Consider the following 24,187-nt stretch of genomic DNA (forward strand, 5'->3'; position numbering starts at 1 on the left):
CGGATACGAGGAGGAACCACCGTTCGTTTGATGGCTTACGTGCGCCAGCCACTTCGTGGCATTAGGTTCTGCGCCACAGGGTTCACGAACACCGGCATCATGCTGGCCATGGCCGCCGTGCTGCTTGGCGTTCTAATCCAACATGGATGCTCCGGAACCCTGGGCAAGGACACTGTCGCGGCGTCCTCGCTGGCCACAATGGTCTCGGCTTACTCCCCTGACGCGAAAATCGGCACTCGCGATCCGGTCAGTTGCTGTTTGAGGACCGGATCTCGCAAAATGCCCTTTCGGCCTTTGCCGGAACCATCGCGTTCTCCAACGTGGGGATCTTGGATCTGCCGACAGAACCCCATTGCGATACTGGGCGAATGTTCTCGGTCCTGGGAACCATTCTGGTGGTCGCCATGGTTAGGGCGGCCCTACTGCCTTGGATATGTTGCCTGACGGTTTTGGTCGGAGGTCGGATATCATCGACCGCGTCGGCAGGTCCACTTCTCAGGCCACTCGGGATCATGCAGATCAGCCGCTGCTCGGTGGACAAGGGTGGGTTCAGCCTCCAGCCACGGCAATCGCTGTGGTAGACGAGGAATCAGGATGCAGTGCCAGCGTGCACGTGGATGCGGTAGCGCATCTCCGGCCTGGAAGTATTCCGGATCCGGGTCGAAGACCGCGCCGGTTCCAGAGGCTATGTCCAGCACCCTGTGGCCTATCTGGGCAGCCAGTGTGGCAGGAATGCCGCGATACGGTGCAGCGCGCGTTCTCGAGCGCCGCCCATCGGACCTTTGGGCAAGATCCACGGTTTGGGCTGAGCCCGCCATAAGAGACCTCCGGCAGGGCCCTGCCCCAGGCGTTAGCGCTCCAGGAATCGCTATCCGGGTGCTAGCCGCGGCCCGCAAGGTACTTGGATATCGAACTGGCAGCTAGAGCCTGCGAAACTCCCCTGCGCCCCACGCGTACATGTTCACCGGCTTAGGCAACTCGGCATGGTGGAGATGCCTTCAGCGCTATGTCTCCTGAAAGCGTAGAAGTTGTTGAAGCCATGGTGTCGATCCAAAGCGTGCTAGGGGCGTTAATCGGCACTGCCGATGCTTCTTGGATCGGAATTGAAAGCCGTCGCGAGAGGTTCCTCCTCCCCCGGGCTGCACGAACTATGGAACTAGAAGAGGATCTGCGAGAGTCCAGCTGGCATTATCATCAGGCCTTGCCTCCAGCCGGGATCGGCAAAGGCTCTGGCCGGAACCAGCTCCCTTGGCGAGAATAAGCAAAAACCCCGATTCGCCAAAGCGAATCGGGGTTTTCAGCAAGAATCTAAAGACTACTCAGCAGCAACTGCTTCTTCAGCTTCTTCCTCGACGACTGGAGCCAGCGACAGCTTGCCGCGGTCATCAATCTTGGTGATCTCCACCTGCAGCTTCTGGCCAACGCCGACGACGTCTTCGACGTCCTCGACACGCTTGCCATCGTTGATCTTGCGCAGCTCGGAGATGTGCAGCAGGCCGTCCTTGCCCGGGGTCAGCGAAACGAACGCACCGAAGGTGGTCAGCTTCACGACGGTACCCAGGTAACGCTCGCCGACCTCAGGAACCTGAGGGTTGGCAATAGCGTTGATGGCCGAACGGGCAGCTTCAGCGGACTCGCCGTTGGTTGCGCCGATCAGCACGGTGCCGTCATCTTCGATCGAGATGTCAGCGCCGGTGTCTTCCTGGATCTGGTTGATCATCTTGCCCTTAGGGCCGATGACCTCGCCGATCTTGTCCACTGGAATCTTCACGGAGATGATTCGTGGAGCATTGACGTTCAGTTCATCCGGAGCGTCGATAGCCTGGTTCAGGACGTTCAGGATGTGCAGACGTGCTTCGCGAGCCTGGGTCAGCGCGGCGGCCAGAACCGAAGCAGGAATACCATCCAGCTTGGTGTCCAGCTGGATCGCGGTAACGAACTCGGAGGTACCTGCAACCTTGAAGTCCATGTCGCCCATGGCATCTTCGGCGCCGAGGATATCGGTCAGGGCAGCGTAACGGGTTTCGCCGTCAACGGTGTCCGAAACCAGGCCCATGGCGATGCCTGCAACGGCAGCCTTCAGCGGCACGCCAGCGTTCAGCAGCGACAGGGTCGAAGCGCAAACCGAGCCCATGGAGGTCGAGCCGTTGGAGCCCAATGCCTCGGATACCTGGCGGATTGCGTATGGGAATTCCTCGCGGCTTGGCAGCACTGGAACCAGTGCGCGCTCAGCCAGTGCGCCGTGGCCGATTTCACGGCGCTTAGGCGAACCAACACGGCCGGTTTCACCGGTCGAGTATGGAGGGAAGTTGTAGTTGTGCATGTAGCGCTTGGTCTTCACTGGGGACAGCGAGTCGATCTGCTGTTCCATCTTCAGCATGTTCAAGGTGGTGACGCCCATGATCTGGGTTTCGCCACGCTCGAAGATTGCCGAACCGTGAACGCGAGGCAGAACCTCGACCTCGGCGGAGAGCTGACGGATGTCAGCCAGGCCGCGGCCGTCGATGCGGATCTGGTCGGTCAGGATGCGCTGGCGCACGATGTGCTTGGTAACAGCGCCGAATGCCTTGGAGATTTCACCCTCGCGGCCTTCGAAAGCGTTGCCTTCGCCAGCCAGCGATGCAACGATCTCTTCCTTGTATGCGCTGGCAGCGTTGTCGCGCTCCTGCTTGTCAGCGATGGTGTAGATCTCTGCCAAGCGGGTCGAAGCAGCAGCCTCGACAGCAGTGAAGGCATCTTCTTCGTAATCGCGGAAGACCGGGAATTCAACGGTTTCCTTGGCAGCGCGAGCAGCCAAGTCAGCCTGGGCCTCGCACAGGACCTTGATGAATGGCTTTGCAGCCTCAAGGCCTTCAGCGACAACCTCTTCGGTTGGAGCCTGGACGCCGCGTTCCTTGATCAGTTCCCAAGCGTTGTCGGTGGCTTCAGCTTCCACCATCATGATGGCAACGTCATCGCCAGCGATACGGCCGGCAACAACCATGTTGAAGACAGCGTTCTTCAGCTCGGAGTGGCGTGGGAATGCAACCCACTGGGCACCGTTTCCGTCATCAACCAGTGCAACGCGAACGCCGCCAATTGGGCCGGAGAATGGCAGACCCGAAAGCTGGGTGGACATCGACGAAGCGTTGATTGCTACGACGTCGTACAGTTCATCTGGATCGATGGACAGTACGGTGACAACAACCTGAACCTCGTTGCGCAGGCCCTTGACGAAGGCTGGGCGCAGCGGGCGGTCCATCAGGCGGCAAGCCAAGATGGCTTCGGTCGATGGGCGGCCTTCGCGGCGGAAGAAGCTGCCTGGGATGCGGCCGGCTGCGTACATGCGCTCTTCAACATCCACGGTCAGTGGGAAGAAGTCGAAGCCTTCGCGTGGGTGCTTGCCAGCGGTGGTTGCCGACAGCAGCGCGGTCTCTTCGTCGATGTAGACCATTGCAGCGCCAGCGGCCTGCTTGGCAATGCGGCCGGTTTCGAAGCGAATGGTGCGAGTGCCGTAGCGACCGTTGTCGATCTGCGCTTCGGCGAATTGGATTTCTGGACCCTCCATTAAGGGGGTGCTCCTTTCGATCGCTCCCACGTGGTGGATGAGCGAACCGTGTGGCCCTACCCAGATCTGGTCTTCGATCGAGACCCGCGCTTGGGCGCATATTTGCCCTAGCGAAAGTCACTACCGAGGACCGGGAAACTGGCGGTCGGGACCAACGGTCAGTCAGCCCTGGGAGTTATTTTCATTCGGGGCCTGCATAGAACATGCAGACCCATGTACTAGCCTACCGGGAATTGGCAAAAGACGCAGTTCTTGCTCCATTGGCGCGTGCCTGCCACTGGCAGCGCTGCCATTCATCGTTGAAGCGTGCTCTGCGTTGCCTGAGCAACCGGCGAAGATCACGCGGCACCGCTGCGCTTCTGATCCGCGGGCGCAGCCAGCACGGTGAGCGCTGATGCCCTGTACGCTCGGGAATCTGCGGCAGGATTTTTTCCTCCGACCGGGATTATTCCTGGCCTGCCGCTTGTTCTTCTCCAAGGGCGATGCCCTGAAGGGACCACTGCGATCGCCGTGGCCCGGAACATTTCCAGTCGCAAACAGCAAGACAAAGGAAAAACCTGATGGCAACTATGGTCAATGCATACGCAGCGCACTCTGCGACTGAAGGACTCATTCCGACGCAGATTGAACGTCGTGCAGTAGGTCCGCACGACGTCTTGATTGATATCAAGTTCTCCGGCATCTGCCACTCCGACATCCACACGGTGCGCGGAGAATGGGGAAACCAGCACTATCCGCTGGTCCCGGGCCACGAGATAGCTGGAATCATCACCGAAGTCGGTTCAGAAGTCACCAAGCACAAGGTGGGCGACCGCGTTGGCGTAGGCTGCCTGGTCAATTCCTGCATGGAATGCGAAAACTGCCTCGCTGGAGACCAGCAGTTCTGCGAGCAGAGCGTGGGAACCTATGGCGCTCATGACCGTGACGGCAGCATGACCCAAGGCGGCTACGCAACGCATGTCGTAGTTACCGAGAACTTCGCCTTGAACATTCCTGAGGGCATCGATCTGGATGTTGCCGCACCCCTGCTTTGCGCCGGCATCACCACCTTCTCCCCGCTGAAGCGCTGGGGTGCAGGGCCGGGCAAGAAGATTGCCGTCGTGGGACTCGGCGGCTTGGGCCACATGGCGGTCAAGATCGCCAGTGCCATGGGTGCTGAGGTCACCGTTTTGTCGCAATCGCTGAAGAAGAAGGATGATGGCCTGAAGCTGGGCGCAAGCGACTACCGGGCCACCAGCGATGAGAACACCTTCAAGGATCTGCAGAAAAACTTCGACCTGATCATCAACACGGTCAGTGCCTCCATCGATGTCAGCGCCTACCTCGGACTGCTGCGAGTGAACGGCACCATGGTCAACGTTGGTGCTCCAGCAGAACCGTTGCCGGTTAATGCCTTCGCGCTGATCGGGGGACGCCGTTCCTTCGCAGGTTCGCAGATCGGCGGCATCGAGGAAACCCAGGAGATGCTGGACTTCTGTGCCGAGCATGGCATTGGCGCAGAGATCGAGGTCATCGGTGCCACGAAGATCAATGAGGCTTACGAGCGCGTGCTGGCATCCGATGTCCGCTACCGCTTCGTGATCGATACCGCGACGTTGGCCTAGTTAACCCAGCGCACGCGGATGGCAGGGAACGGCGCCGGATTTGCCCAGCATTGCATGGCAGATCCGGCGCCGTTTCGCGTCTCGCTAATGAGCGTTCATTCGCCCCTGCGCGAACTGCGAGTGCGTGCCTTCTCCGGTTGGCTACCCTGTTCCGGAGCCACAACTAGAGTGGCCTGCTCGGGCAAGTTCCCCTTGATCGCGGCAAGCTCGGCTTGAAGCTGCGCCACAGCACCACTGAGGTTCAGCAACTCCTTCCGGCGGCGGCTGGCAGCCCTGAAGTTCCTGATCATAATGACGATAATCAGCGGAATGGCCGCGAGCAGGGCCCAGCCACTGCGCGCAAAGAAGTCGAGAGCCACCGGCAGGGCCTGATTGAATTCCCAGAAGGAATTCACTCCCCCAGCGATCGATTCCAATGCAGATTCCAAGGGAGCCAGTTGCCGGCCCACAATTGGTGTTCCGGAAAGCTCCGGGGCACTCACCGGGGGCTCGCCCATGGTCCACCGCGGATCACCTAGCCGCTTCAGGATATAGATCCCGGCACCGGCGTTGAAAGTAGCAAACAAGAGCACCGTGGCAAGCGCGACGACCACCAATTGGCGCCGACGCCATAGCCCCACGACCACGGCAAAAACCAACGCCAGAATCCAAATCCACATTCGAAGTTGTTCCAAGCCAATGCCGGTCAAAAAATCCATGAACCTTGCCTCAATGCTCTTGGCCGCCAAGGCCACAGTTGTGCGTAACTTTATCCCACTTAGGCACGCTATCGCGGGCAGCGGATTATTTACCGCCCAGCTGGGCAGTGCAATTGAGATAGATGCGTTCGAGTCGTTCTATTGCTCCCTTGCCACTATGTCCGTGGTCCAAGCGACGATGGCCTCCAGCAAGTCCCACGCAGGGACGAGCGTGTCCGAGGACCCCGGGCCAGCACGTCCACGTTCGGCACATGCTCGGCGCATGCGGTGAAAGGTGCAAGCCACCGGTCGGTGGCCTGGGTGGGACTTGTCCCTTACCCTCTTGCGATCGCGGATCTGGCATCGGACGAAGTGGCAACGCGAGGCAAGCCGAAGACCAGATGGCCACGTTCTACCCAGCTCCTGCAGCATTCCAGCTGCGGCTACCGGACTAGAGGGTGCCGGAACCGGACCTTATCTGCTGCATCGTTCTGGCACTCGGACTGCGGATGCGGGTTCCCGTTGTCGCCCCGGACCTAAATCTGAGTTAATGGGTCTGGGTTCGCTGCTCGGCGGATCACCTGAGATCGAGGAGGCCGGCATTGACGGAGCCTAATTTTGCTGAACATTATTGGGATTTCATTGAGCGCGGAAGCATCTTGGAGGTGACTCTCAGTGGTCCGGCTAATCTCCGATTGATGGATCCGGAGAATTTCGCGGCATTCCAAGACGGAGAAAAATTCGAATCCTACGGTGGACTGGCACGCCGTGCACCATACCGAATCAAGGTGCCCCAGTCCGGACCCTGGTTCCTAGCGATTGATTTGACTGGTCTCGGTGTGCGCGGAGTGCGCCACGAAGTCAGCGTGGTGCCTCCACAGAAGCTGGAACCGCGACGCCCAGCCCGGGACTAGCAGCAAGATCCTGTGTGAGTTTCTATCCCGCGAGATCAGTCGACGTATCGATTAGGTGCTCCATCCTCAATCCGGGCCATCCATGAACCATATCCACCCACTTCTCCGGAATACTCTTTAACCCGGAGGCTGCGCCAATGAGCGATCCGGCGATGGCTGCCACGGTGTCGGTATCCACCCCTCCGCGAACGGCCGCTTCCAGCACCGGAACCAGGCGAAGTTTCCCGTCTTCCGTTTCGGCAGTGGCGATGGCGCTCCATGCACCTTGGAATGCTTCAACAACCCAACCATTCTTGCTGAAGTCCCGAGGCAGATGGTTTTCGGCCTGGCGGATGCGTTGCTCCCATGATTGGGCGCGCCCTGGCTCGAGCAGGGCGAGTCCCCTGCGAACTTCCAGTTCACCGGTGAGCACAGCGTGCTGAATGGCTACTGTCCAGAGCCCGCAGGCTTCAGCGGCTTCATCATCGAAATGGGTCAGTCTGCTGATGGCTGCCGCTGCTTCGAATGCGGCAGCAGGCGGTTCAGACAGATATGCCAGGGCAACGGGAGCTGTGCGCATAAGACTGCCGTTCCCTCCGGAGCGACCAGTTCTCCGGTGAATCTGTTCCGAGCCGGCTAGCGCATCTTCGGTGCTCGGCTCCGCTCTTCCGTAAGCAGACGCGACCTGCTGGGCGTAGGCAAGGACAGCACGTGTCTGGTTACCGACATCCGGTGCGTTGGTAGCCCATTTGGCCCATTCCCGAACCATGTAATCGCTTGCGGCACCATCAAGCTTGCCGTTGGAACCCAGCAGGCCCTGGGCAATGACGATGGCCATCGAGGTATCGTCGGTCCACTCCCCGGGCGCAAAGTCGCCCAATCCACCACCGATCATGGAGATCTTCGCGGATTCGGGCATCGGAGCATTGAATTCGTAGCCCGCGCCTAGGGCATCACCGGCAGACATCCCGGTCAGGACCCCGCAGATCCGATCTTGCACCTGTACTGAATGTGCCAATTGCGCCTTTCGAAGGGTGTCTCCAATGCAGAGAAAACTTCCTGGTTTCACTGTACCGATGCGCACCGACACTATGGCTACCTGAGTGCGCCAGGGAACGATCTTCGTGGCTGCTGCTTGCTGGCTTCGTCGCCCTTCAGGCTTGCTGCAGTGGCGCGCTGTTCGGCATAGCCAGGCGAAAAGGGAGTGCTCCTTGAACTAGGCTGGCGTTTGGCCTATACCGTCAGGCAAGGCGGTGTGCGCGGCGCAACCAGGTGCCGATTCCTGAAATTTGAACATCATTTGGTCCTGGACCGCACCAGCTGGGCTGGAGCGCGATTGATCAGGCATGCAGCTAAAGGCGACCGTTTCTTCACCCACTCCATCCAAAGCTACGTTCAGGTGGCTGGCGACGGGCGTGCCGGGCTGCTCGACGGCACCGCCAACTTCTTGCTGTTTTGACCTATGCCCTGCAGGAACCAAGCACCTGCAGGGCATTGGAGACCTTCGGCCCAGATCATCGCGTCTAAGCGAATGCAGGCGGCGGCGGAGTCGTGGGGTCTGTTGGATACCCCGGTGCCGGTTTCGTGGGATCCAACGGACCCGGAGGCGGCATCGGCCCATCCGGATGCGAAGGGCTCGGTGGCCCATCCGGTCGTGCCGGGCTTGGCGGAGCATCGGGCGTCGGGGGTTGCGCAGGCGGCTCAGGCTCGTCGGGAATACTCGGATCGCCCTGCACCGGAGCACCTGATTCGTGTATGTGATTCATTGGAACCTGCTTTCCATCGTATTGATCCGACCATTCAACGATGGATCGCCTCCGTGATGCAACGGCATTCAGGCTTCGCAAAGCTACAACAGCAATGGCAACGAAGCGAAACGTGGCCTCTTCGAAGCGGAAAACGGCGCGCGGATCATCGACTTCCATCGATAACCGGACGCCGTTTTCATTTCGGATACTGCCGCCCGACAGCGCAGCCAGGCTATAGGAGCATGCGCACGATTGGTGTCGCGATGAGGATGGTCAGGGCAACGCGCACAAACCAGATAACTACCATTTGCGGGATGTTCAGCGGAATCTGCGTCGCCAGGACGCATGGCACCAACGCTGAGAAGAAGATGATTGCGGAGACGCAAACGATGGCGATCACCATGCGCAGCTCGATGGATTCGTGTCCCGCAGCCAGAGTCGCTGGAAGGAACATTTCAGCAATGCCGGTAGCCGAAGCCTTGCCGGCCAGCAGCGGATCGTCCAACCCGACGATCCACGCGAATGGGGCAAACAGGTAGCCCAGCCAGTCGAAAATCGGAGTGAAGCGGGCAATCACCAGTCCAAGCAGGCCGACGGAAAGGATGGATGGCAAAATTGCCATGGCCATTTTCAGTCCGTCCCATACGTTGGTCCCCACGTTCTTGGCCAGCGACGGCGCCCGTCGCGAGGCTCCCATGGCTTCGTCCCAGGCAACGCGTGCACGGTTACCGGTGACCAGTTTTTCCTTATCGTGTTCCATGCCCAAGTAGGTGGTGTCTGGAATCTTGCTCAGTGGAGGAATGCGCACCGAAATGGCAGTCACTGCGAAGGTGACAGCCAGCGACAGCCAGAAGTACAGGCTCCAGTGGTCCATCAGGTCCAGTGCCTTGGCGACAATGACCATGAAGCTAGCTGAGACGGTGGAAAAACCGGTAGCGATGATGGCAGCTTCGCGACCGGTATAGCGGCCGCCACGGTACATGCGGTCAGTGATCAGCAGACCCAGCGAGTAGCTTCCCACGAAGGAAGCCACGGCATCCACGGCCGAACGTCCTGGGGTACGCCAAATTGGACGCATGATCGGCTGGCAGAAGACACCAAGGAATTCCATCAGCCCGTAGCCAACTAGCAAGGCCAAGAAGATGGCACCTACAGGAACGATCAAACCAACCGGAATGACAAGTTTGTTCAGCAGGAACGGCCCCATGTCCGGATCATTGAGCCATGCTGGGGCAAAGTTGAAGAGCAGGGAACAGCCGACAACCAGTCCGAGGATATTCAGGAACGCGAATACGCCACGTACCTTGGAGGCCTTCCAGCCTCCGGTAGCGAAGGGAATAGCTGTTCCGCAGATGAGCATCAGCAAAATGATGTACGGAACGACCGGTGCCGCGGCAGTTTGAATCCACGTAACCAGGTGATCCAACGGGATGGTGCTCTTGCCGTTGATGGTGATGGGGAGGAAGAAGAACAAAATGCCGATGAGGCTATAGATCACAAATCGCAGTACGACTGGAAACGTGCCTTTTGTTTCAACGCTTGGTGTTGTCATTGGATACCGCTTTGTCGATGAGGGCTAGGGCATCAGAATGAATCGATGCGATATCCATATAACGCGACTCTTAGCCAACGGTGTGACGGGGATCGCTTTTCTTGTCCGGAGTTTCAGACTTGTCACTGATCAACACGGCGGCCTGCACCCATCGCCAGTGCGGATGGAAGAAAGCCCACAGAATGAACGACCCACTTTCCATGATTCTCATAGGACTAGTCTGTAGGATCGATATAGTCTGCATAGATCCTGCATCTAGCTTTCGGCTGAAAATACGCGCTCAAGTACGTCTTGGCGCTGTACAGGGAATAACCTAGGGAGTATACATACGCAGCCCATGGCGCATTCCCATCGGCACAGACGTTTCAACGCAGTACGCAGCACATAGATAGTCCAGCAGAAACGAAGGCACCATTTTGAACGGCAATGCCACCTTTAAGCACCACAACGTTGCGCTTTTATCAGTGAACAGCGTCCTCGCACCCGAGGTGGTGAGCTCAGCAGAATTTGATGAGCGGCTGGCTCCTAGCCTGAAACGTCTTCGGCTGTCCAAGAAGCTTCTGGAACGAGTTTCCGGTGTCAAGGAACGCCGCTGGTGGGCCGATGGCGTCGGATTTGACGATGCCGCCATCATGGCTGGAAAAAAGGCGCTGGATGCTGCTGGCGTCGATGCCAGCGAAATCGGCCTGCTAATTAACACTTCGGTGACCCGCCGCAATTTAGAGCCATCGGTGGCTTCCAAGGTGCACAACGGCTTGGGCCTGCCCTCCTCGGCAATGAACTTTGACGTGGCCAACGCCTGCCTCGGTTTCGTGAACGGCATGAGCCTGGCAGCGAACATGATCGACTCGGGCCAGATCAAGTACGCCCTGATCGTTGCCGGCGAAGACGCCAAGCCAACCCAGGAGACCACTTTCCAGCGGCTGAACGCAGAGACTTCCACGCGCGATGACTACATGCGTGAATTCGCCACCCTGACTTTGGGTTCCGGCGCCGCTGCTGCGGTCATCGGCCCTGCTGATGCGCATCCAGAAGCGCACCGCATCCTCGGCGGCGTATCGCGTGCCGGCACCGAGCACCACGAACTGTGTGTCGGCGGCCCGTCGGGCATGTACACGGACACCAAGGGCCTGCTCGATAACGGCCTCGAACTGGTCGTGAATGCATGGGATGAAGCCCATCAATCCGGTTGGAATTGGAAGTCCATGGACCGCTACGTGACCCATCAGGTTTCCAAGTCCTACACCAACGCCATTATCAAGGCCGTCGGACTGGTCAAGGACCGCGTGCCAATCACTTTCTCCAAGTGGGGCAACGTCGGACCGGCTTCGCTGCCAATGACCCTGTCCCAAGAAGCTGATTCGCTGAAGAAGGGCGACCGGGTGCTGTGCATGGGCGTCGGTTCCGGCCTGAACACAGCGATGATGGAGATTGCCTGGTGACCGAGCTTTTCCCCGGTGTCAATGCCATTTATTCGAAGTATCTGGAAGTACCGTCCACTTCGCAGGTGGACGCCCCGGGCACCAGGCACCGGTGGCACATTCTGGATAACAACGAAGAACTTCAGCAACGTGGAATTGAGCCGGTCGGCACCTTGGTGTGCGTGCACGGCAACCCCACCTGGTCTTACCTATGGCGAAGCCTGCTGAACCACGTCTGCGCACAGTCCATGCCGTGGCGCGTGGTGGCCGTAGACCAGCTGGACATGGGCTTCTCCGCCCGTACCGGCAAGTTCCGCCGCCTGGCTGACCGCGTCAATGATCTCAGCGATCTGACTAATGCACTTGGGCTGACCGGCAAGATCACCACCGTGGGCCATGACTGGGGCGGCGTCATCTCCCTGGGCTGGGCAGTTTCCCACCCGGACCAGCTGGACAACGTCGTGTTGACCAACACCGCGATTCACCCTGCAGGCTTCGAGCTTCCCGCCGCGCTGAAACTCGCGTCCCACCCTGCGGTGCACGCTTGGGGAACCAGGACTTCCCCTGCCTTCTTGCAGGTAACCCACTCGTTGGCGCAGCCGGCCCTGGCCCCGGATGTCCGCAAGGCCTTCATGGCCCCGTACACCAGCGCTGAGAAGCGTGGCGGCGTGGCCAATTTTGTCGCCGATATCCCGTTCTCCCAAGAGCACCCGAGCCGTCCGGCCTTGGACGAAATCTCGGAGGCAGTTCGGTCGCTGAAGGTTCCTGCCCTGATGCTCTGGGGCCCCAAGGATCCGGTCTTCTCCGACCGCTACCTGCGTGATTTGATGTCGCGCCTGCCCCACGCCCAGGTACACCGCTTCGAAGGTTCAAGCCACTTGGTGGGCGAAGACAACGACATTGCCACTCCGATCTTCCAGTGGCTTGCCGGCGAGAAGAAATCCAAGAGCACCTCGCGTGCCCAATCCCTGGGCGGCTACCGTCCGATGCTTGCCGAACTCGATTCGCGCACCGAGGATCATTCGACCGCGGTAGTGGACATCAACCCTGCGCGATCGCTGTCATGGGCCGAACTGGGCCAGCGCGTGAACGCCCTGGCCGCGGGTTTGCGGCAGATCGGGGTGAAGGCCGGAGACCGGGTGAACCTGCTGGTTCCACCGGGAATCGAGCTGACCTCGCTGATCTACGCCTGCCTGCGCCTGGGCGCGGTCATCGTGGTCGCCGATGCCGGACTCGGCACCAAGGGCATGGGGCGCGCCATCAAGGGAGCCGGCCCGAGCTTCCTGATCGGCATCGACCGTGCGCTCACCGGCGCACGGCTCTTCGGCTGGCCGGGAATCAGGATTGCCGCAGAAAATCTGCCCAATGCCAAGCGCAAGCTCCTGGGTGTCGCCCATACCCTGCCCGAGCTCTATGAAGCTGGCAGCAAGGCCGCATCCGAGTCCCTGGCTTTTGAACCGGCCGACCCGGATGCTGATGCGGCGGTCCTGTTCACCTCCGGCTCGACCGGTCCAGCCAAGGGAGTGGTGTACACGCATCGCGAACTGGCTGCCATGCGCGATACCCTGCGTGAAACCTACAACCTCAAGGCCGGTTCCGCGCTGGTGGCAGGCTTTGCGCCGTTCGCGCTGTTGGGACCAGCGTTGGGTGCCACCTCGGTCACCCCTGACATGGACGTGACCGCGCCGCGGACCTTGACCGCCGCCGCCCTGGCAGATGCCGCGGTCGCGGTGGACGCTACCACGGTCTTCGCCTCCCCTGCCGCGCTGGCTAATGTCCTGGAAACCCAGGATGCGCTTGACCAGACTCAGCGCGAAACCTTGGAAGGTGTCTCGCTGATGCTTTCGGCCGGTGCGCCGATTCCTGAACCATTGCTGGCCAAGGTGCAGGATCTGGTTCCCAATGCCCAAGTCCACACCCCCTACGGCATGACCGAGGCCTTGCCGGTCACCGATATTGATCTGGCCGGCATCCGTGCCGCCGGCCGGGGCAATGGCGTGTGCGTTGGCACCGCCGTAGCCGGGGCCACTGTGGCCATCGCTCCGATTGATGCCTTGGGCGTGCCCGGCGACAAGCCGGAATACACCCCGAACACCACCGGTGAAATACTGGTTCGCGCCCCGCACGTCAAGGATCGCTACGACCGCCTGTGGATCACCGAACAGGTCAGCGTCTCCATCCCCGGCTGGCATCGCACCGGCGATGTCGGGCATCTGGATGAGGAAGGACGCCTGTGGGTTGAGGGCCGCCTTGGCCATGTGCTGCGCACCGCCAGGGGCGCAATTACCCCGGTGGCAGCCGAGCACGCTGTCGAGTCGGTTGCTGGCGCTGGTCGTGCCGCGCTGGTTGGCGTGGGACCCGACGGAACCCAGGCAGCGGTAGTCGTCATGGAAACCGTGCCCCCGGCCCGCAAGCCGGGCCCGGCCGCCAGCGAGTTGACACACCAGGTACGCACCGCGGTCGCGGCCACCGGCACCGACGTGGCTGCTGTACTGCTCGTCCCCAACCTGCCAACAGACATTCGCCATAATTCAAAGATCGACCGTGCTGCGTTGGCCGCCTGGGCGACCGCCACGCTCGCCGGTGGAAGGATCCGCAATCCGTGAGTGCTTCTGAAACTGCTTTGACCCCTCGCCGCGTGCTGGTCACCGGTGCCAGCGGCATGCTCGGCGGTGCCGTGGCTCAGCGGCTGCGCGATCAGGGCCACCACGTTCGCACCTTCCAGCGCGGAGCTTCGAAGGGCGCCACCGATGAGGTACGAGGTTCGCTCACGGACCTGGAAGCTGTAGCCGCTGCCGTGGAGTCCATGGATGCGGTCATCCATCTGGCGGCAAAAGTCTCTTTTACCGGCCAGTGGGAAGACTTCGTCGCCACCAATATCGTAGGGACCAGCAATCTGCTGGAAGCGTCCAGGGAATCAGGCGTCAAGGATTTCGTTTTCGTTTCCTCGCCGTCCGTAGCCCACTTTGGCGATTCGCTAGCTGGCGCCGGTGCCGGCGAAGCCGATCCGCTGCAAGCTCGTGGATTCTATGCGCGTTCCAAGGCGGCTGCCGAGCTGGATGCCTTGGGCAATGACTCGCCCGAGCTTCGAGTGACCGCCATTCGCCCGCATGTGGTGTGGGGACCTGGCGATACCCAGCTGGTTGAACGTGTCATCCAGCGGGCCAAGGCCGGACGGCTCCCCCTGCTGGACAATGGTGCAGCATTGATCGACACCACCTATATCGACAATGCGGCTGCGGCGATTGTTCGCTCTCTGGAACGCATGGACCACGCTCATGGACGTGCCCTGGTTGTCACCAACGGCGAACCACGTCCAGTTGGCGAACTGATCGCCGGAATCTGCAAGGCGGGCGGCGCCCCGGCTCCGAAGCTCAACGTTCCCGGCTGGTTGGCCCGTACGGCCGGTTCGGTGATCGAGAAGTTGTGGTTGGCAGCTGGATCGCGCAACTTGGTACACGATGAACCACCAATGACCCGTTTCCTGGCCGAGCAGCTGTCTACCGCGCATTGGTTTGACCAGCGCGAAACCCATGAAGTTCTGGACTGGAAACCCGAAGTCACCATTGACGAGGGTCTCGAAAAGCTCTCTGCCCACTACCAGAATTAGTTGGTCAGGAAGGCAGCTGCTGCCTCGGGAGCGTCGCGCGCGATTCGCCTGATCCCGGCACTGCAGTTGCCTTGGCAGCAGTTCGTGCTTCTTGGCGTCATGTGCTTTCGTGGATTCCCGCCCTGCCATTCCGCTGGGATATGTTGATTCAATGAGCAACAAGATTTCCTATCAGGGCGAAGCCGGATCCAATTCGAATATGGCTTGCACGCAACGCTTCCCCGATATGGAAGCTGTACCGTGCGCCAGTTTCGAGGATGCGTTCGCCATGGTGGTAAACGGCGAAGCCGAGCTGGCCATGATTCCCATCGAGAATTCATTGGCCGGCCGCGTTGCCGATATCCACGTCCTGCTGCCCGAATCGCAGCTGCAGATCGTTGGCGAGCACTACCTGCGAATCCAATTCGATCTGCTGGGGCTGCCAGGAAGCACCATTGCGGGCGCCACCGAGGTGCACAGCCACATCCATGCGCTGGGCCAGTGCCGCAAGATCATTCGCGAGCACGGGCTGACCCCGGTGATCGCCGGGGATACCGCAGGTTCCGCGCGCGAGGTGCGCGATTGGAATGATCCCACCAAGCTGTCCTTGGCTCCACCCCTGGCAGCAGAACTCTATGGCCTGGAAGCGCTGGCTACCGGAGTGGAGGATGACCAGACCAATACAACTCGTTTCGTTGTACTTGCACGCCAGCAGGATCTCCCGAGACGCTCCGCCATGCCAGAATCCGTGATCACCACATTGGTCTTCCAGGCTCGCAACGTTCCTAGTGCGCTCTACAAGGCCCTGGGCGGTTTCGCTACCAACGGCGTGAACCTCACCCGCTTGGAAAGCTACATGGTGGGTTCCGGCTTCGCGGCCACAACTTTCATGGTTGATATCGAAGGCCACCCCGACGATCTTCCGGTACGCCGAGCTCTAGAGGAGCTGGACTTCTTCACCTGGGAAATCAAGATCCTCGGCTCCTACCCTGCCAGCGAGCACCGGCAGAATACTGTAGCGTCGTTCGTTTAATCCCTGGAGCTAAATTCCCTCCGGACGGTCCCCTGCATCGCGCGAAGCTACTGGACTCTTCATGCCTGCCACTACTCCCCCTTCAACGACACGATTCCTCGCGGCTTTCAGCGTTGCGTCCCTGTAATTTTCAGGCTCTCGCAAAGTTCCAGCACCCGCATCCCGCTAGGCCGCTGACCCGGCTTCAAGCCGGGCTGCACCACAGCGTTCCCTTCTGCACTGATCCAACTCCTGACCACCCCGTTTAGCATTCGATGGCAAGTTATTCTTCCGGCTGACTCATCACGAAAATACCCGCTGACCTCAGCATTCAAGATCTATATAATTGATAGCTGGTAGAATGGGGATTTATAGCCTGTGCCTATGGAAGGTTTTCATATAGAAATCTGCACCTCCCGTCCGCACGGCTAGAGAACTGGTTTAGAGCACATTTGTTGAAACGCGCGGCCAAATATCCCGGATTCCGGTACTGCGGCCGGCGCGAAATTTTCAAGGCTTACAGGCCGGAGAGGAACGCTTGACTCAACGCGTCGCAATCATTGGAGCAGGACCCAGCGGCATCGCCCAGCTGCGGGCTTTCGATTCTGCCAAGAAAACAGGGCAAGATATCCCAGAAATCGTCTGCTTCGAAAAGCAAGATGACTGGGGAGGCCAGTGGAACTACAACTGGCGCTCCGGGATCGACAAATACGGCGAACCAGTGCACTCGAGCATGTACCGCAATCTTTGGTCCAATGGCCCGAAGGAAGCCCTGGAATTCGCCGAGTACACCTTCGATGAGCATTTCGGCCGGCCCATTTCGTCTTATCCGCCACGAGCAGTGCTCTGGGATTACATCAATGGCCGTGCAGAGAAATCCGATATAAAGAAGTACGTGCGCTTCGCCACCGTGGTCCGCTGGGTGGATTACAACGAAAGCACCGAGCTCTTCACCGTCACCACCGAGGATCTAAAAACCGGCAAGACTGCGTCCAGCGACTTCACCCATGTCGTCGTCGGAACCGGCCACTTCAGTTTCCCGAATGTTCCTGAATTTGCAGGAATCGGCACTTTTCCCGGCGAGCTCATGCATGCCCACGATTTCCGTGGAGCCGAGCGCTTCGCCGGCAAGGACATCCTACTCATCGGCGCCAGCTACTCTGCCGAGGACATCGGCGTTCAGTCTTTCAAGATGGGTGCACGCTCGGTCACCTACAGCTACCGTACCGCGCCGATGGGCTTCGACTGGCCCGAGGGCATTGAAGAGCTTCCGCTCATCGATCGCTTCGAAGGTTCCACGGCCCATTTCAGCAATGGTGTGTCGCGCAAGTTCGATGCGGTAATCCTCTGCACCGGCTACCTCCACCATTACCCATTCCTGCCCTCCGGGTTGGCTCTGGACTCGCCGAACAATGTTTATCCGGATACCTTGTACCGCGGTGTCGTATCCGAGAACAACAGCAAGCTGTATTACCTGGGTGCCCAGGACCAGTGGTTTACCTTCAACATGTTCGATGCCCAAGCCTGGTATGTCCGTGATCTGATTACCGGGAAGGCTTCGATCCCCACGGCGGGCGAACAACGGATCAGTATCGATTCGTGGTTGGAGCGTTTCAATGCCATTGAAACCGCTGAAGACGAAGTGAAGTTCCAGGCCGACTACATTCGCGATCTCATCGAGCAGACCGATTACCCCATGTTCGATCTGGCTGAAGTCACCCGAACTTTCATGGCGTGGAAGATCGACAAGAAGAAAAACATCATGACCTACCGGGATAAGGTTTACCCTTCGGTCATGACCGGTACCATGGCAGCAACGCACCATACGCCGTGGCTCAGCGAATTGGACGACAGCTTGGAACGCTACATGGCTCCCGTTCCATCTGAAAGCGTAGAAGACTTGGCCGCTACTGAAAGGGCCATTTCAAAGCAGCGCTAAGCAGAGCCATGCGCTGTGGCTGCGTGCTTTAGGATGCAGCCACAGCGCTTCCCGATCTCCAACACCCCAAGTTCCCGGTCTAGCCCCTCCATGAGTAGCGGCGTTCGGGCCGGCCGACTCCCCCGTAGCGCAGGTTCACCTGCGCCAAGTTCTCTTCGGCAAGATATTCCAGATACCGGCGAGCGCTCACCCGGGAAGTGCCGAGCTTCTCAGCGGTTTCGGTGGCCGATATGGGCTCGGCAGCTTCCTTGACAATGCTCTCAACCAGCTCCATGGTTTCGGCGCTGCAGCCCTTGGGAAGCGGCCGGCGCTTCTGGCTCCCGAGCCCGAATAACCTGTTCACATCGGCTTGCTGCATTTCCTGGTCGGCTGCTTCACCCAACGGCTGGTAGGCCTTGGCGTAGTGCTCCAGCCGTTCGCGCAGGTCCTCGCGCGAGAAGGGCTTCATCAGGTAGTGGACGATGCCGCCACGAAGCGCGCGCCGCACGGTATCCATTTCCCGCGCCGCGCTGATCACCATGACATCAAGCTCCGGCTGGACTTCGCGCAGCCGCTGCAAGAGTTCCAAGCCGTTCATGTCCGGCAAATGGATGTCGAGCAAGATGAGATCCGGCGACAGCGCGGCGGCGGCCTTGATCGCGTCACCGGCTAAGTGGGCCACGCCTACCACGGTGAACCCCGGTTCACTGTTGACGAAACCTGCGTGCACCTTGGCGACCATGAAGTCATCGTCGATCACCAGTACTTTGATCACTTCTTGCTTCCTACTTCCTGAGCGTGGCGGTAAACCGGGCACCGTTGGCATTGGCGGCGGACAGCTCTCCACCGCGGCGCCGGCAAACGAGGCGGCTGATGGCAAGGCCGAAGCCCCTGCCTCCGGAGACCGCACTGTCCTTGGTGGAGAAACCTTGGGTGAAGATCTCGTCGATGGCAACTTCGGCGATCCCCTCTCCATTGTCGCTCACGATGATCCGCACCAGCTCGTTGGTTTCCTCGATCCCGACCTGGATTTCCGGATTGGAAGCCGAAGCGGCCGCGTCCATCGCGTTGTCCACGAGATTGCCGATCACGGTGGTCAAATCCCGCGCCAGCTGGTCTTCGCACCTGCCCAAAGTTGAGTTTGGCGCCATTTGCAGGTGCACCCCGCGCTCGGCGGCCACGCTGGACTTGGCAATCAGCAGCGCGGCAATCGTGGGTTCGGCGATGTGCGCGGAAACGTCCTCGAATATCTTGCTCCGGCTGAAACTCACGCCATCGATGAAGCCCACGACCTCGTCATATTCCTCGAGCTGGATCAACCCGGAGATCGCGTGCAACTGGTTGGCGAATTCATGGGTCTGCGCCCTGAGCATGTCAGCGGTGGCTTTGCTGTCTCCAAGTTCTTGTTCCAGCAGGGTCAGTTCGGTCTTGTCGCGGAAGGTGGTGACCGATCCCAGGTCTCGCCTAGCTGTCTTGACCGGCATACGGTTGAAGACCAATACCCGCTCGCCGACAAGGAATTGCCGGTCGGGCTGCTCTTGGCTGGTGGTCAGCGCATGCCGTACCTGCGGAACGACATCCAATTCGTCCAGGGTCTTGCCCACGCAGTGGCTCGGCAATTGCAGCAGCTCGATGGCGACGTCATTGGCCAGCATCACCCGGCCGTCCGGCGACACCGAGATAATTCCCTCTTTGACTCCGTGCAGCAGGGCTTCGCGATGCTCGAATAGCTCCGCGATTTCCCGCGGTTCCAGCCCACGGGTCTGGTGCTTGACCCGGCGGGCCAGCAGAACGGAGCCGGTGGCACCCAGCAGCAGGGAAATGACCAGGGTGAACAAGGCGCTGGGAGCGATCTCCTGGATCATCTCCCCGGTGCTGGGGTAGCTTTGGCCGGCACTGACGATGCCGACCATCTTCCCCTCGTCGTCCAGCACCGGAACCTGCGCGATCAGTACATGGTTGCCATTACGCCAGATTTCCCCGGTCCATCCACGGCCTGCGGTGACGACGGATTCGGGGTGCAGTATCGAGGTTCCAACTTCATCCGGGTAGCTGGAGGTGATGACCTCCCCTTGGGGATCGGCAATGATCACGAATTGGAGACCCGAGGTGCTGCGCACCGATTCGCCCATGGCAGGCAACGCCGAGCCCATTTCCGGCTCCGCCTCGGGAAGGAGAACGCGCAGCAGGGGGTTGGCAGCCAGTGATTCGGCGGCCGAGAGGCTGCGGCGCCCCTCGATTTTTTCGAAGTTATTGGTGGCCTGGGTCAGCGATACCGTGATGACCCCGGCCAGCACCACCGCGATAATCAGCAATTGCAGGATCAGGTACTGTCCGGCAAGGGTCATCTTGCGGCGCGCGCACAGATTAGCGAGCCAGAAACGCACGGCACCCATTGCCTCGCCCCCAATATTCCAGATTTCCACTTTGCACGCGGCAGGCCCATGCGAACCGCGCCTTCCGGGCACTGTGCTACTTTACCGAAGATTCGAATGGTTCAGATCACAATTTCCGGTTACACAATGAACAGTATTTTCTTTGAGTACGCAAGAGTGACCTGGTTCACCATCGCGCATAAGTTGGTATCACTCGCAACCCCGATGAAAGCTAAGAGGCTGAATCCCCATGAAACCCTTCAAGTCGTTCCGTGCGCTGACTGCGCTGGCAGCTGCTGCTGCCCTGACCCTGACCGCCACTGGCTGCGGAGTGACGTCAGAGACCTCCAGCAATGATGCTGCAGAGTCCAAGGGCCCCATCGCGAACCTGCGCATCATGGTGCCAAACACACCTGGCGGCGGCTACGACACCACCGCCCGTGTTGCCGCAAAGGTGATGGATGATGCTTCGCTGGCAAGCAATCCAGAAGTCTTCAACCTTGCAGGTGCTGGCGGCACCGTCGGCTTGGCCCGCATTGTCAATGAGAAGGGCAATGGCGACCTGGCCATGCTCATGGGCCTGGGCGTGGTGGGTGCAAGCTACACCAACGATACCGACGCCAAGCTGACCGAAACCACGCCGATTGCCAAGCTCATCGAAGAGCCGGGAGCGATCATGGTTTCCAAGGATTCGCCATACAAGAGCATTGACGACTTGGTGAAGGCCTGGAAGGAAGACCCCAGCAAGCTCTCGGTCGGCGGCGGCTCCTCCCCTGGCGGACCGGACCACCTGCTGCCAATGCAGCTGGCCGAAGCCGTGGGCATTGATCCCAAGGACGTGAACTTCGTATCGTACGACGGCGGTGGCGACTTGCTGCCGGCCATCCTGGGCAACAAGCTGGCCTTCGCGGCATCCGGTGCCGGCGAGTACATGCAGCAGATCGAAAAGGGTTCTGTTCGCGTACTGGCCACCAGTGGCGAAGAGCGCTTGGAAGGCGTAGACGCGCCAACCCTGAAGGAATCGGGCATCGATCTGGTGTTCTCCAACTGGCGCGGCCTGGTGGCTCCGCCTGAGATTTCCGAAGAGGACAAGGCAAAGTGGGTCAACTTGGTCACCGAAATGCATGATTCGCCCGAGTGGAAGGAAGCCCTGGCGACCAACGGCTGGAGCGACGCCTTCATGACCGGTGACGAGTTCTCCGCCTTCCTCACCGACCAGGACGAACGCGTTGCCAGTGTCCTGGAGACCCTGGGCCTGGCGTGAGCGAAGTAAGCACCGCAAAGAAAAAACGCGTCGAACTCCTGTTCGCCGCGTTTCTTCTTATCGTCGGGATCATCGTGTTTGTTGATGCGTCGCAGCTTCATGTGACGTACTCCCAGGCAGACGTTGTGGGCCCCAAGGCCCTGCCCTACGTCGTCTCGGGCATTCTCATTCTTTCGGCCATCGCCTTGGCCATCACCGTCATGCGTGGCAACCTCGCTGAGGGTGAAGAAGGCGAAGACGTGGACCTGAGCCAGCCATCGGATTGGAAGGTCCTCCTCCCGCTGATCGGCATCTTCGTGCTGAACCTGCTGATCGTGAACTGGGCTGGTTGGGTCATCTCGGGAACGATCATGTTCTTCGGCGCGGCAACGTGCCTGGGGGCACGGCGCTGGGTATTGACCCTGGTTATTTCCCTCGCCTTGGCGTTCGGCTCTTTCTACGGCTTCTATCTGGGTCTGGGCATCAAGCTTCCAGCCGGAATCCTCTCGGGGGTGCTCTAAGTGGAAACTCTGGACTTATTGATGGGCGGCTTCGCCTCGGCGCTGACCCCGATCAACCTGCTCTTCGCTTTCGCCGGAGTCATCCTGGGAACCGCTGTAGGCGTGCTCCCGGGCATCGGCCCGGCCATGGCTGTGGCACTGCTGCTGCCATTGACCTTCGGCATGGAAACCTCCAGCGCACTGATCATGTTCGCCGGCATCTACTACGGCGGGATGTATGGCGGGTCAACCACCTCGATCCTGCTCAATACCCCTGGCGAATCGGCAACAGTCATCACTGCCATCGAGGGCCACAAGATGGCCAAGGCCGGCCGTGCGGCGCAGGCCCTGGCCACCGCGGCCATTGGCTCCTTCGTTGCAGGAACCATCGGTACCGCACTGCTGGTGACCGTTGCCCCGATCGTCGTGAAGTTCGCGGTGAGCCTTGGCGCACCGAGCTACTTCGCCATCATGGTTCTCGCCTTGGTAACCGTCACTGCCGTTTTGGGTTCTTCCAAGATCCGCGGTTTCGCTGCCTTGGGCTTGGGCTTGGCCATCGGCCTGGTCGGCATGGACCCGGTCTCCGGGCAGCAGCGCCTGACCTTCGGCTTCGCACCGCTGGTAGACGGCATGGACATCGTGGTGGTCGCCGTGGCGATCTTCGCCATTGGCGAGGCGTTGTGGATTGCCGCGCATTTGCGCACCAGCCCGGCCCGCACCATTCCGGTGGGCGCCCCGTGGATGGGCAAGGAAGACTGGAAGCGTTCGTGGAAGCCCTGGCTTCGCGGTACCGCCTATGGTTTCCCCTTCGGCGCGCTGCCTGCCGGCGGTGCCGAAGTTCCGACCTTCCTTTCCTATGTCACCGAGAAGAAGCTGTCCAAGCATCCCGAGGAGTTCGGCCACGGTGCCATTGAGGGCGTTGCCGGCCCGGAGGCAGCCAACAATGCCTCGGCTGCTGGCACATTGACTCCAATGCTTGCCTTGGGCCTGCCCACCAATGCCACTGCTGCGGTGATGCTGGCGTTCTTGACCATGAAGGGCATCCAGCCCGGTCCGCTGCTCTTCGAGAATGAACCAGACCTGGTGTGGGCTCTGATTGCCAGCTTGTTCATTGGCAACACGTTGCTGCTGCTGATCAACCTGCCATTAGCGCCGTTGTGGGCAAAGCTGCTGAAGATCCCGCGTCCCTATCTGTATGCAGGCATCTTGTTCTTCGCAACGCTGGGCGCCTTCTCGGTGAACATGCAGGTAGCTGATCTCTGGTTGCTGCTGTTGATCGGCTTGCTGGGCTTTGCCTTGCGCCGATTCGGCCTGCCGGTGCTTCCGCTCATCCTTGGTGTCATCATTGGCCCCATGGCCGAGGAACAGCTGCGCAAGTCCTTCCAGCTTTCAGCCGGTGAGATTTCAGGTCTCTGGAGCGAGCCGCTGGCCGTGGGCATCTATGTGCTCATCGCAGTCCTGCTCCTGCTGCCAGTGCTGATCTCCATTATTCGACGCAAGCGCGGAACAGGATCTGCCGCTGCCGAGGCGCTGCTGGGCGAAAATGCAGCGGGCGACCGCAAGCCGGAATTGCACGATGCCGATAACTCGCCGGAACAGGCGATGCCTGGCAACGGAGATGAAAACAGCAAGGGTGCTGAAAGGAATGGATCATGACGATTGTAGTGGGTTATATTCCCTCGCCTGAAGGCGAAGCTGCCTTGGAACGAGCCATTCTCGAAGCCAAGCGCAACGAGGTGCGACTGGTCGTGGTGAACTCTTCAAAGGGAGATCAGCTCGTTGACGACAGGCTCATCGACGCGAAGCAGTATCACGAGCTGGAAGCCCGGCTTGCCGATGCTGGCATCGATTTCTGGATTGAGCGCCACTCCCAGGGTACCGATGCGGCAGACCAGATCCTGCACATAGCCCAGGCCCAACGAGCTGAGCTGATCGTGATCGGCTTGCGCAAACGAACGGCAATGGGCAAGTTCCTCATGGGAAGCAACGCGCAACGGATTCTGCTCCAGGCTTCCTGCCCAGTGCTGTCGCTCAAAGCCTCCAGCGACTGGTAGAACTGCTCGCGGTTCGATCAGCAACGGCCGATGGCCCGCACCACAGGTGCGGGC

19 protein-coding genes are annotated in these 24,187 nt (G+C 60.0%); 13 read left to right on the forward strand and 6 right to left on the reverse strand.

Translation table 11 applies throughout. The annotated features are described in order from the left end of the window. Positions 1-251: 251 nt before the first annotated feature. Entirely contained in the window at positions 252-581 is a 330-nt protein-coding gene (locus ACRDT3_RS09045; protein WP_431492671.1) for a hypothetical protein, read from the forward strand. 734 nt (positions 582-1,315) lie between these two features. Here ACRDT3_RS09045 and ACRDT3_RS09050 read toward each other — a convergent pair. Then, the gene (locus ACRDT3_RS09050; RefSeq protein ID WP_431492672.1) at positions 1,316-3,547 is read right to left on the reverse strand and encodes a polyribonucleotide nucleotidyltransferase; all 2,232 of its coding nucleotides are present in this window, start codon (positions 3,545-3,547) and stop codon (positions 1,316-1,318) included. 560 nt (positions 3,548-4,107) lie between these two features. Between ACRDT3_RS09050 and ACRDT3_RS09055 the strand changes: the two genes are divergently transcribed. After that, the gene (locus ACRDT3_RS09055) at positions 4,108-5,151 is read left to right on the forward strand and encodes an NAD(P)-dependent alcohol dehydrogenase (protein WP_431492673.1); all 1,044 of its coding nucleotides are present in this window, start codon (positions 4,108-4,110) and stop codon (positions 5,149-5,151) included. A 95-nt stretch (positions 5,152-5,246) separates the two neighbouring features. Here the strand turns inward: ACRDT3_RS09055 and ACRDT3_RS09060 are convergent, their stop codons facing one another. Next, positions 5,247-5,849 carry a hypothetical protein gene (locus ACRDT3_RS09060; protein ID WP_431492674.1) on the reverse strand — a complete coding sequence of 201 codons (603 nt, stop codon included), beginning with the start codon at positions 5,847-5,849 and terminating at the stop codon, positions 5,247-5,249. A 581-nt stretch (positions 5,850-6,430) separates the two neighbouring features. On the opposite strand from ACRDT3_RS09060, the gene ACRDT3_RS09065 reads away from it, so the two are divergent. Further along, a complete protein-coding gene (locus tag ACRDT3_RS09065; protein ID WP_431492675.1) occupies positions 6,431-6,742 on the forward strand; it encodes a DUF1883 domain-containing protein in 312 nt (103 codons plus the stop codon). 22 nt (positions 6,743-6,764) lie between these two features. Here ACRDT3_RS09065 and ACRDT3_RS09070 read toward each other — a convergent pair whose 3' ends face one another. After that, positions 6,765-7,739 (reverse strand): ADP-ribosylglycohydrolase family protein, encoded by a 975-nt coding sequence (locus ACRDT3_RS09070; protein WP_431492676.1) that lies wholly within the window; start codon positions 7,737-7,739, stop codon positions 6,765-6,767. Positions 7,740-7,925: 186 nt separating this feature from the next. Between ACRDT3_RS09070 and ACRDT3_RS09075 the strand changes: the two genes are divergently transcribed. Then, positions 7,926-8,180 (forward strand): hypothetical protein, encoded by a 255-nt coding sequence (locus ACRDT3_RS09075; protein ID WP_431492677.1) that lies wholly within the window; start codon positions 7,926-7,928, stop codon positions 8,178-8,180. 521 nt (positions 8,181-8,701) lie between these two features. On the opposite strand, the gene ACRDT3_RS09080 is transcribed toward ACRDT3_RS09075, so the two are convergent. Next, the gene (locus ACRDT3_RS09080) at positions 8,702-9,967 is read right to left on the reverse strand and encodes a YjiH family protein (RefSeq protein ID WP_431492678.1); all 1,266 of its coding nucleotides are present in this window, start codon (positions 9,965-9,967) and stop codon (positions 8,702-8,704) included. A 470-nt stretch (positions 9,968-10,437) separates the two neighbouring features. Between ACRDT3_RS09080 and ACRDT3_RS09085 the strand changes: the two genes are divergently transcribed. The 5 genes from ACRDT3_RS09085 to ACRDT3_RS09105 all read left to right on the forward strand — a co-directional run bounded on the left by ACRDT3_RS09085 (position 10,438) and on the right by ACRDT3_RS09105 (position 17,982). After that, positions 10,438-11,463 (forward strand): 3-oxoacyl-ACP synthase III, encoded by a 1,026-nt coding sequence (locus tag ACRDT3_RS09085; protein ID WP_431492679.1) that lies wholly within the window; start codon positions 10,438-10,440, stop codon positions 11,461-11,463. Continuing rightward, on the forward strand, positions 11,460-14,048 hold the full coding sequence (locus ACRDT3_RS09090) for an alpha/beta fold hydrolase (RefSeq protein ID WP_431492680.1): 2,589 nt from the start codon (positions 11,460-11,462) through the stop codon (positions 14,046-14,048). The genes ACRDT3_RS09085 and ACRDT3_RS09090 overlap by 4 nt, the downstream gene beginning before the upstream one ends. Next, on the forward strand, positions 14,045-15,052 hold the full coding sequence (locus ACRDT3_RS09095) for an NAD-dependent epimerase/dehydratase family protein (RefSeq protein WP_431492681.1): 1,008 nt from the start codon (positions 14,045-14,047) through the stop codon (positions 15,050-15,052). Before ACRDT3_RS09090 ends, ACRDT3_RS09095 begins: the two co-directional genes overlap by 4 nt. A gap of 151 nt (positions 15,053-15,203) precedes the next feature. Next, a complete protein-coding gene (locus ACRDT3_RS09100; RefSeq protein ID WP_431492682.1) occupies positions 15,204-16,064 on the forward strand; it encodes a prephenate dehydratase in 861 nt (286 codons plus the stop codon). A gap of 517 nt (positions 16,065-16,581) precedes the next feature. After that, a complete protein-coding gene (locus ACRDT3_RS09105; RefSeq protein ID WP_431492683.1) occupies positions 16,582-17,982 on the forward strand; it encodes an NAD(P)-binding domain-containing protein in 1,401 nt (466 codons plus the stop codon). A 79-nt stretch (positions 17,983-18,061) separates the two neighbouring features. On the opposite strand, the gene ACRDT3_RS09110 is transcribed toward ACRDT3_RS09105, so the two are convergent. Next, positions 18,062-18,736, reverse strand: coding sequence for a response regulator (locus tag ACRDT3_RS09110; RefSeq protein WP_431492684.1), 675 nt, complete (start codon positions 18,734-18,736; stop codon positions 18,062-18,064). Positions 18,737-18,746: 10 nt separating this feature from the next. Continuing rightward, positions 18,747-20,357 (reverse strand): sensor histidine kinase, encoded by a 1,611-nt coding sequence (locus tag ACRDT3_RS09115; RefSeq protein ID WP_431492685.1) that lies wholly within the window; start codon positions 20,355-20,357, stop codon positions 18,747-18,749. Between the two features lie 229 nt (positions 20,358-20,586). On the opposite strand from ACRDT3_RS09115, the gene ACRDT3_RS09120 reads away from it, so the two are divergent. From ACRDT3_RS09120 to ACRDT3_RS09135, 4 genes are read left to right on the forward strand one after another with little or no spacing between them, the layout of a single operon-like run. Further along, the gene (locus ACRDT3_RS09120; RefSeq protein ID WP_431492686.1) at positions 20,587-21,600 is read left to right on the forward strand and encodes a Bug family tripartite tricarboxylate transporter substrate binding protein; all 1,014 of its coding nucleotides are present in this window, start codon (positions 20,587-20,589) and stop codon (positions 21,598-21,600) included. Further along, the gene (locus ACRDT3_RS09125) at positions 21,597-22,100 is read left to right on the forward strand and encodes a tripartite tricarboxylate transporter TctB family protein (protein ID WP_431492687.1); all 504 of its coding nucleotides are present in this window, start codon (positions 21,597-21,599) and stop codon (positions 22,098-22,100) included. Before ACRDT3_RS09120 ends, ACRDT3_RS09125 begins: the two co-directional genes overlap by 4 nt. A 21-nt stretch (positions 22,101-22,121) precedes the next feature. Further along, the gene (locus ACRDT3_RS09130) at positions 22,122-23,735 is read left to right on the forward strand and encodes a tripartite tricarboxylate transporter permease (RefSeq protein ID WP_431492690.1); all 1,614 of its coding nucleotides are present in this window, start codon (positions 22,122-22,124) and stop codon (positions 23,733-23,735) included. Beyond that, complete coding sequence (locus ACRDT3_RS09135) at positions 23,732-24,133, forward strand: universal stress protein (protein ID WP_431492688.1); 402 nt, start codon at positions 23,732-23,734, stop codon at positions 24,131-24,133. Before ACRDT3_RS09130 ends, ACRDT3_RS09135 begins: the two co-directional genes overlap by 4 nt. Positions 24,134-24,187: the final 54 nt, after the last annotated feature.

Source organism: Glutamicibacter sp., from assembly GCF_050701915.1.
Lineage (GTDB): Bacteria > Actinomycetota > Actinomycetes > Actinomycetales > Micrococcaceae > Glutamicibacter.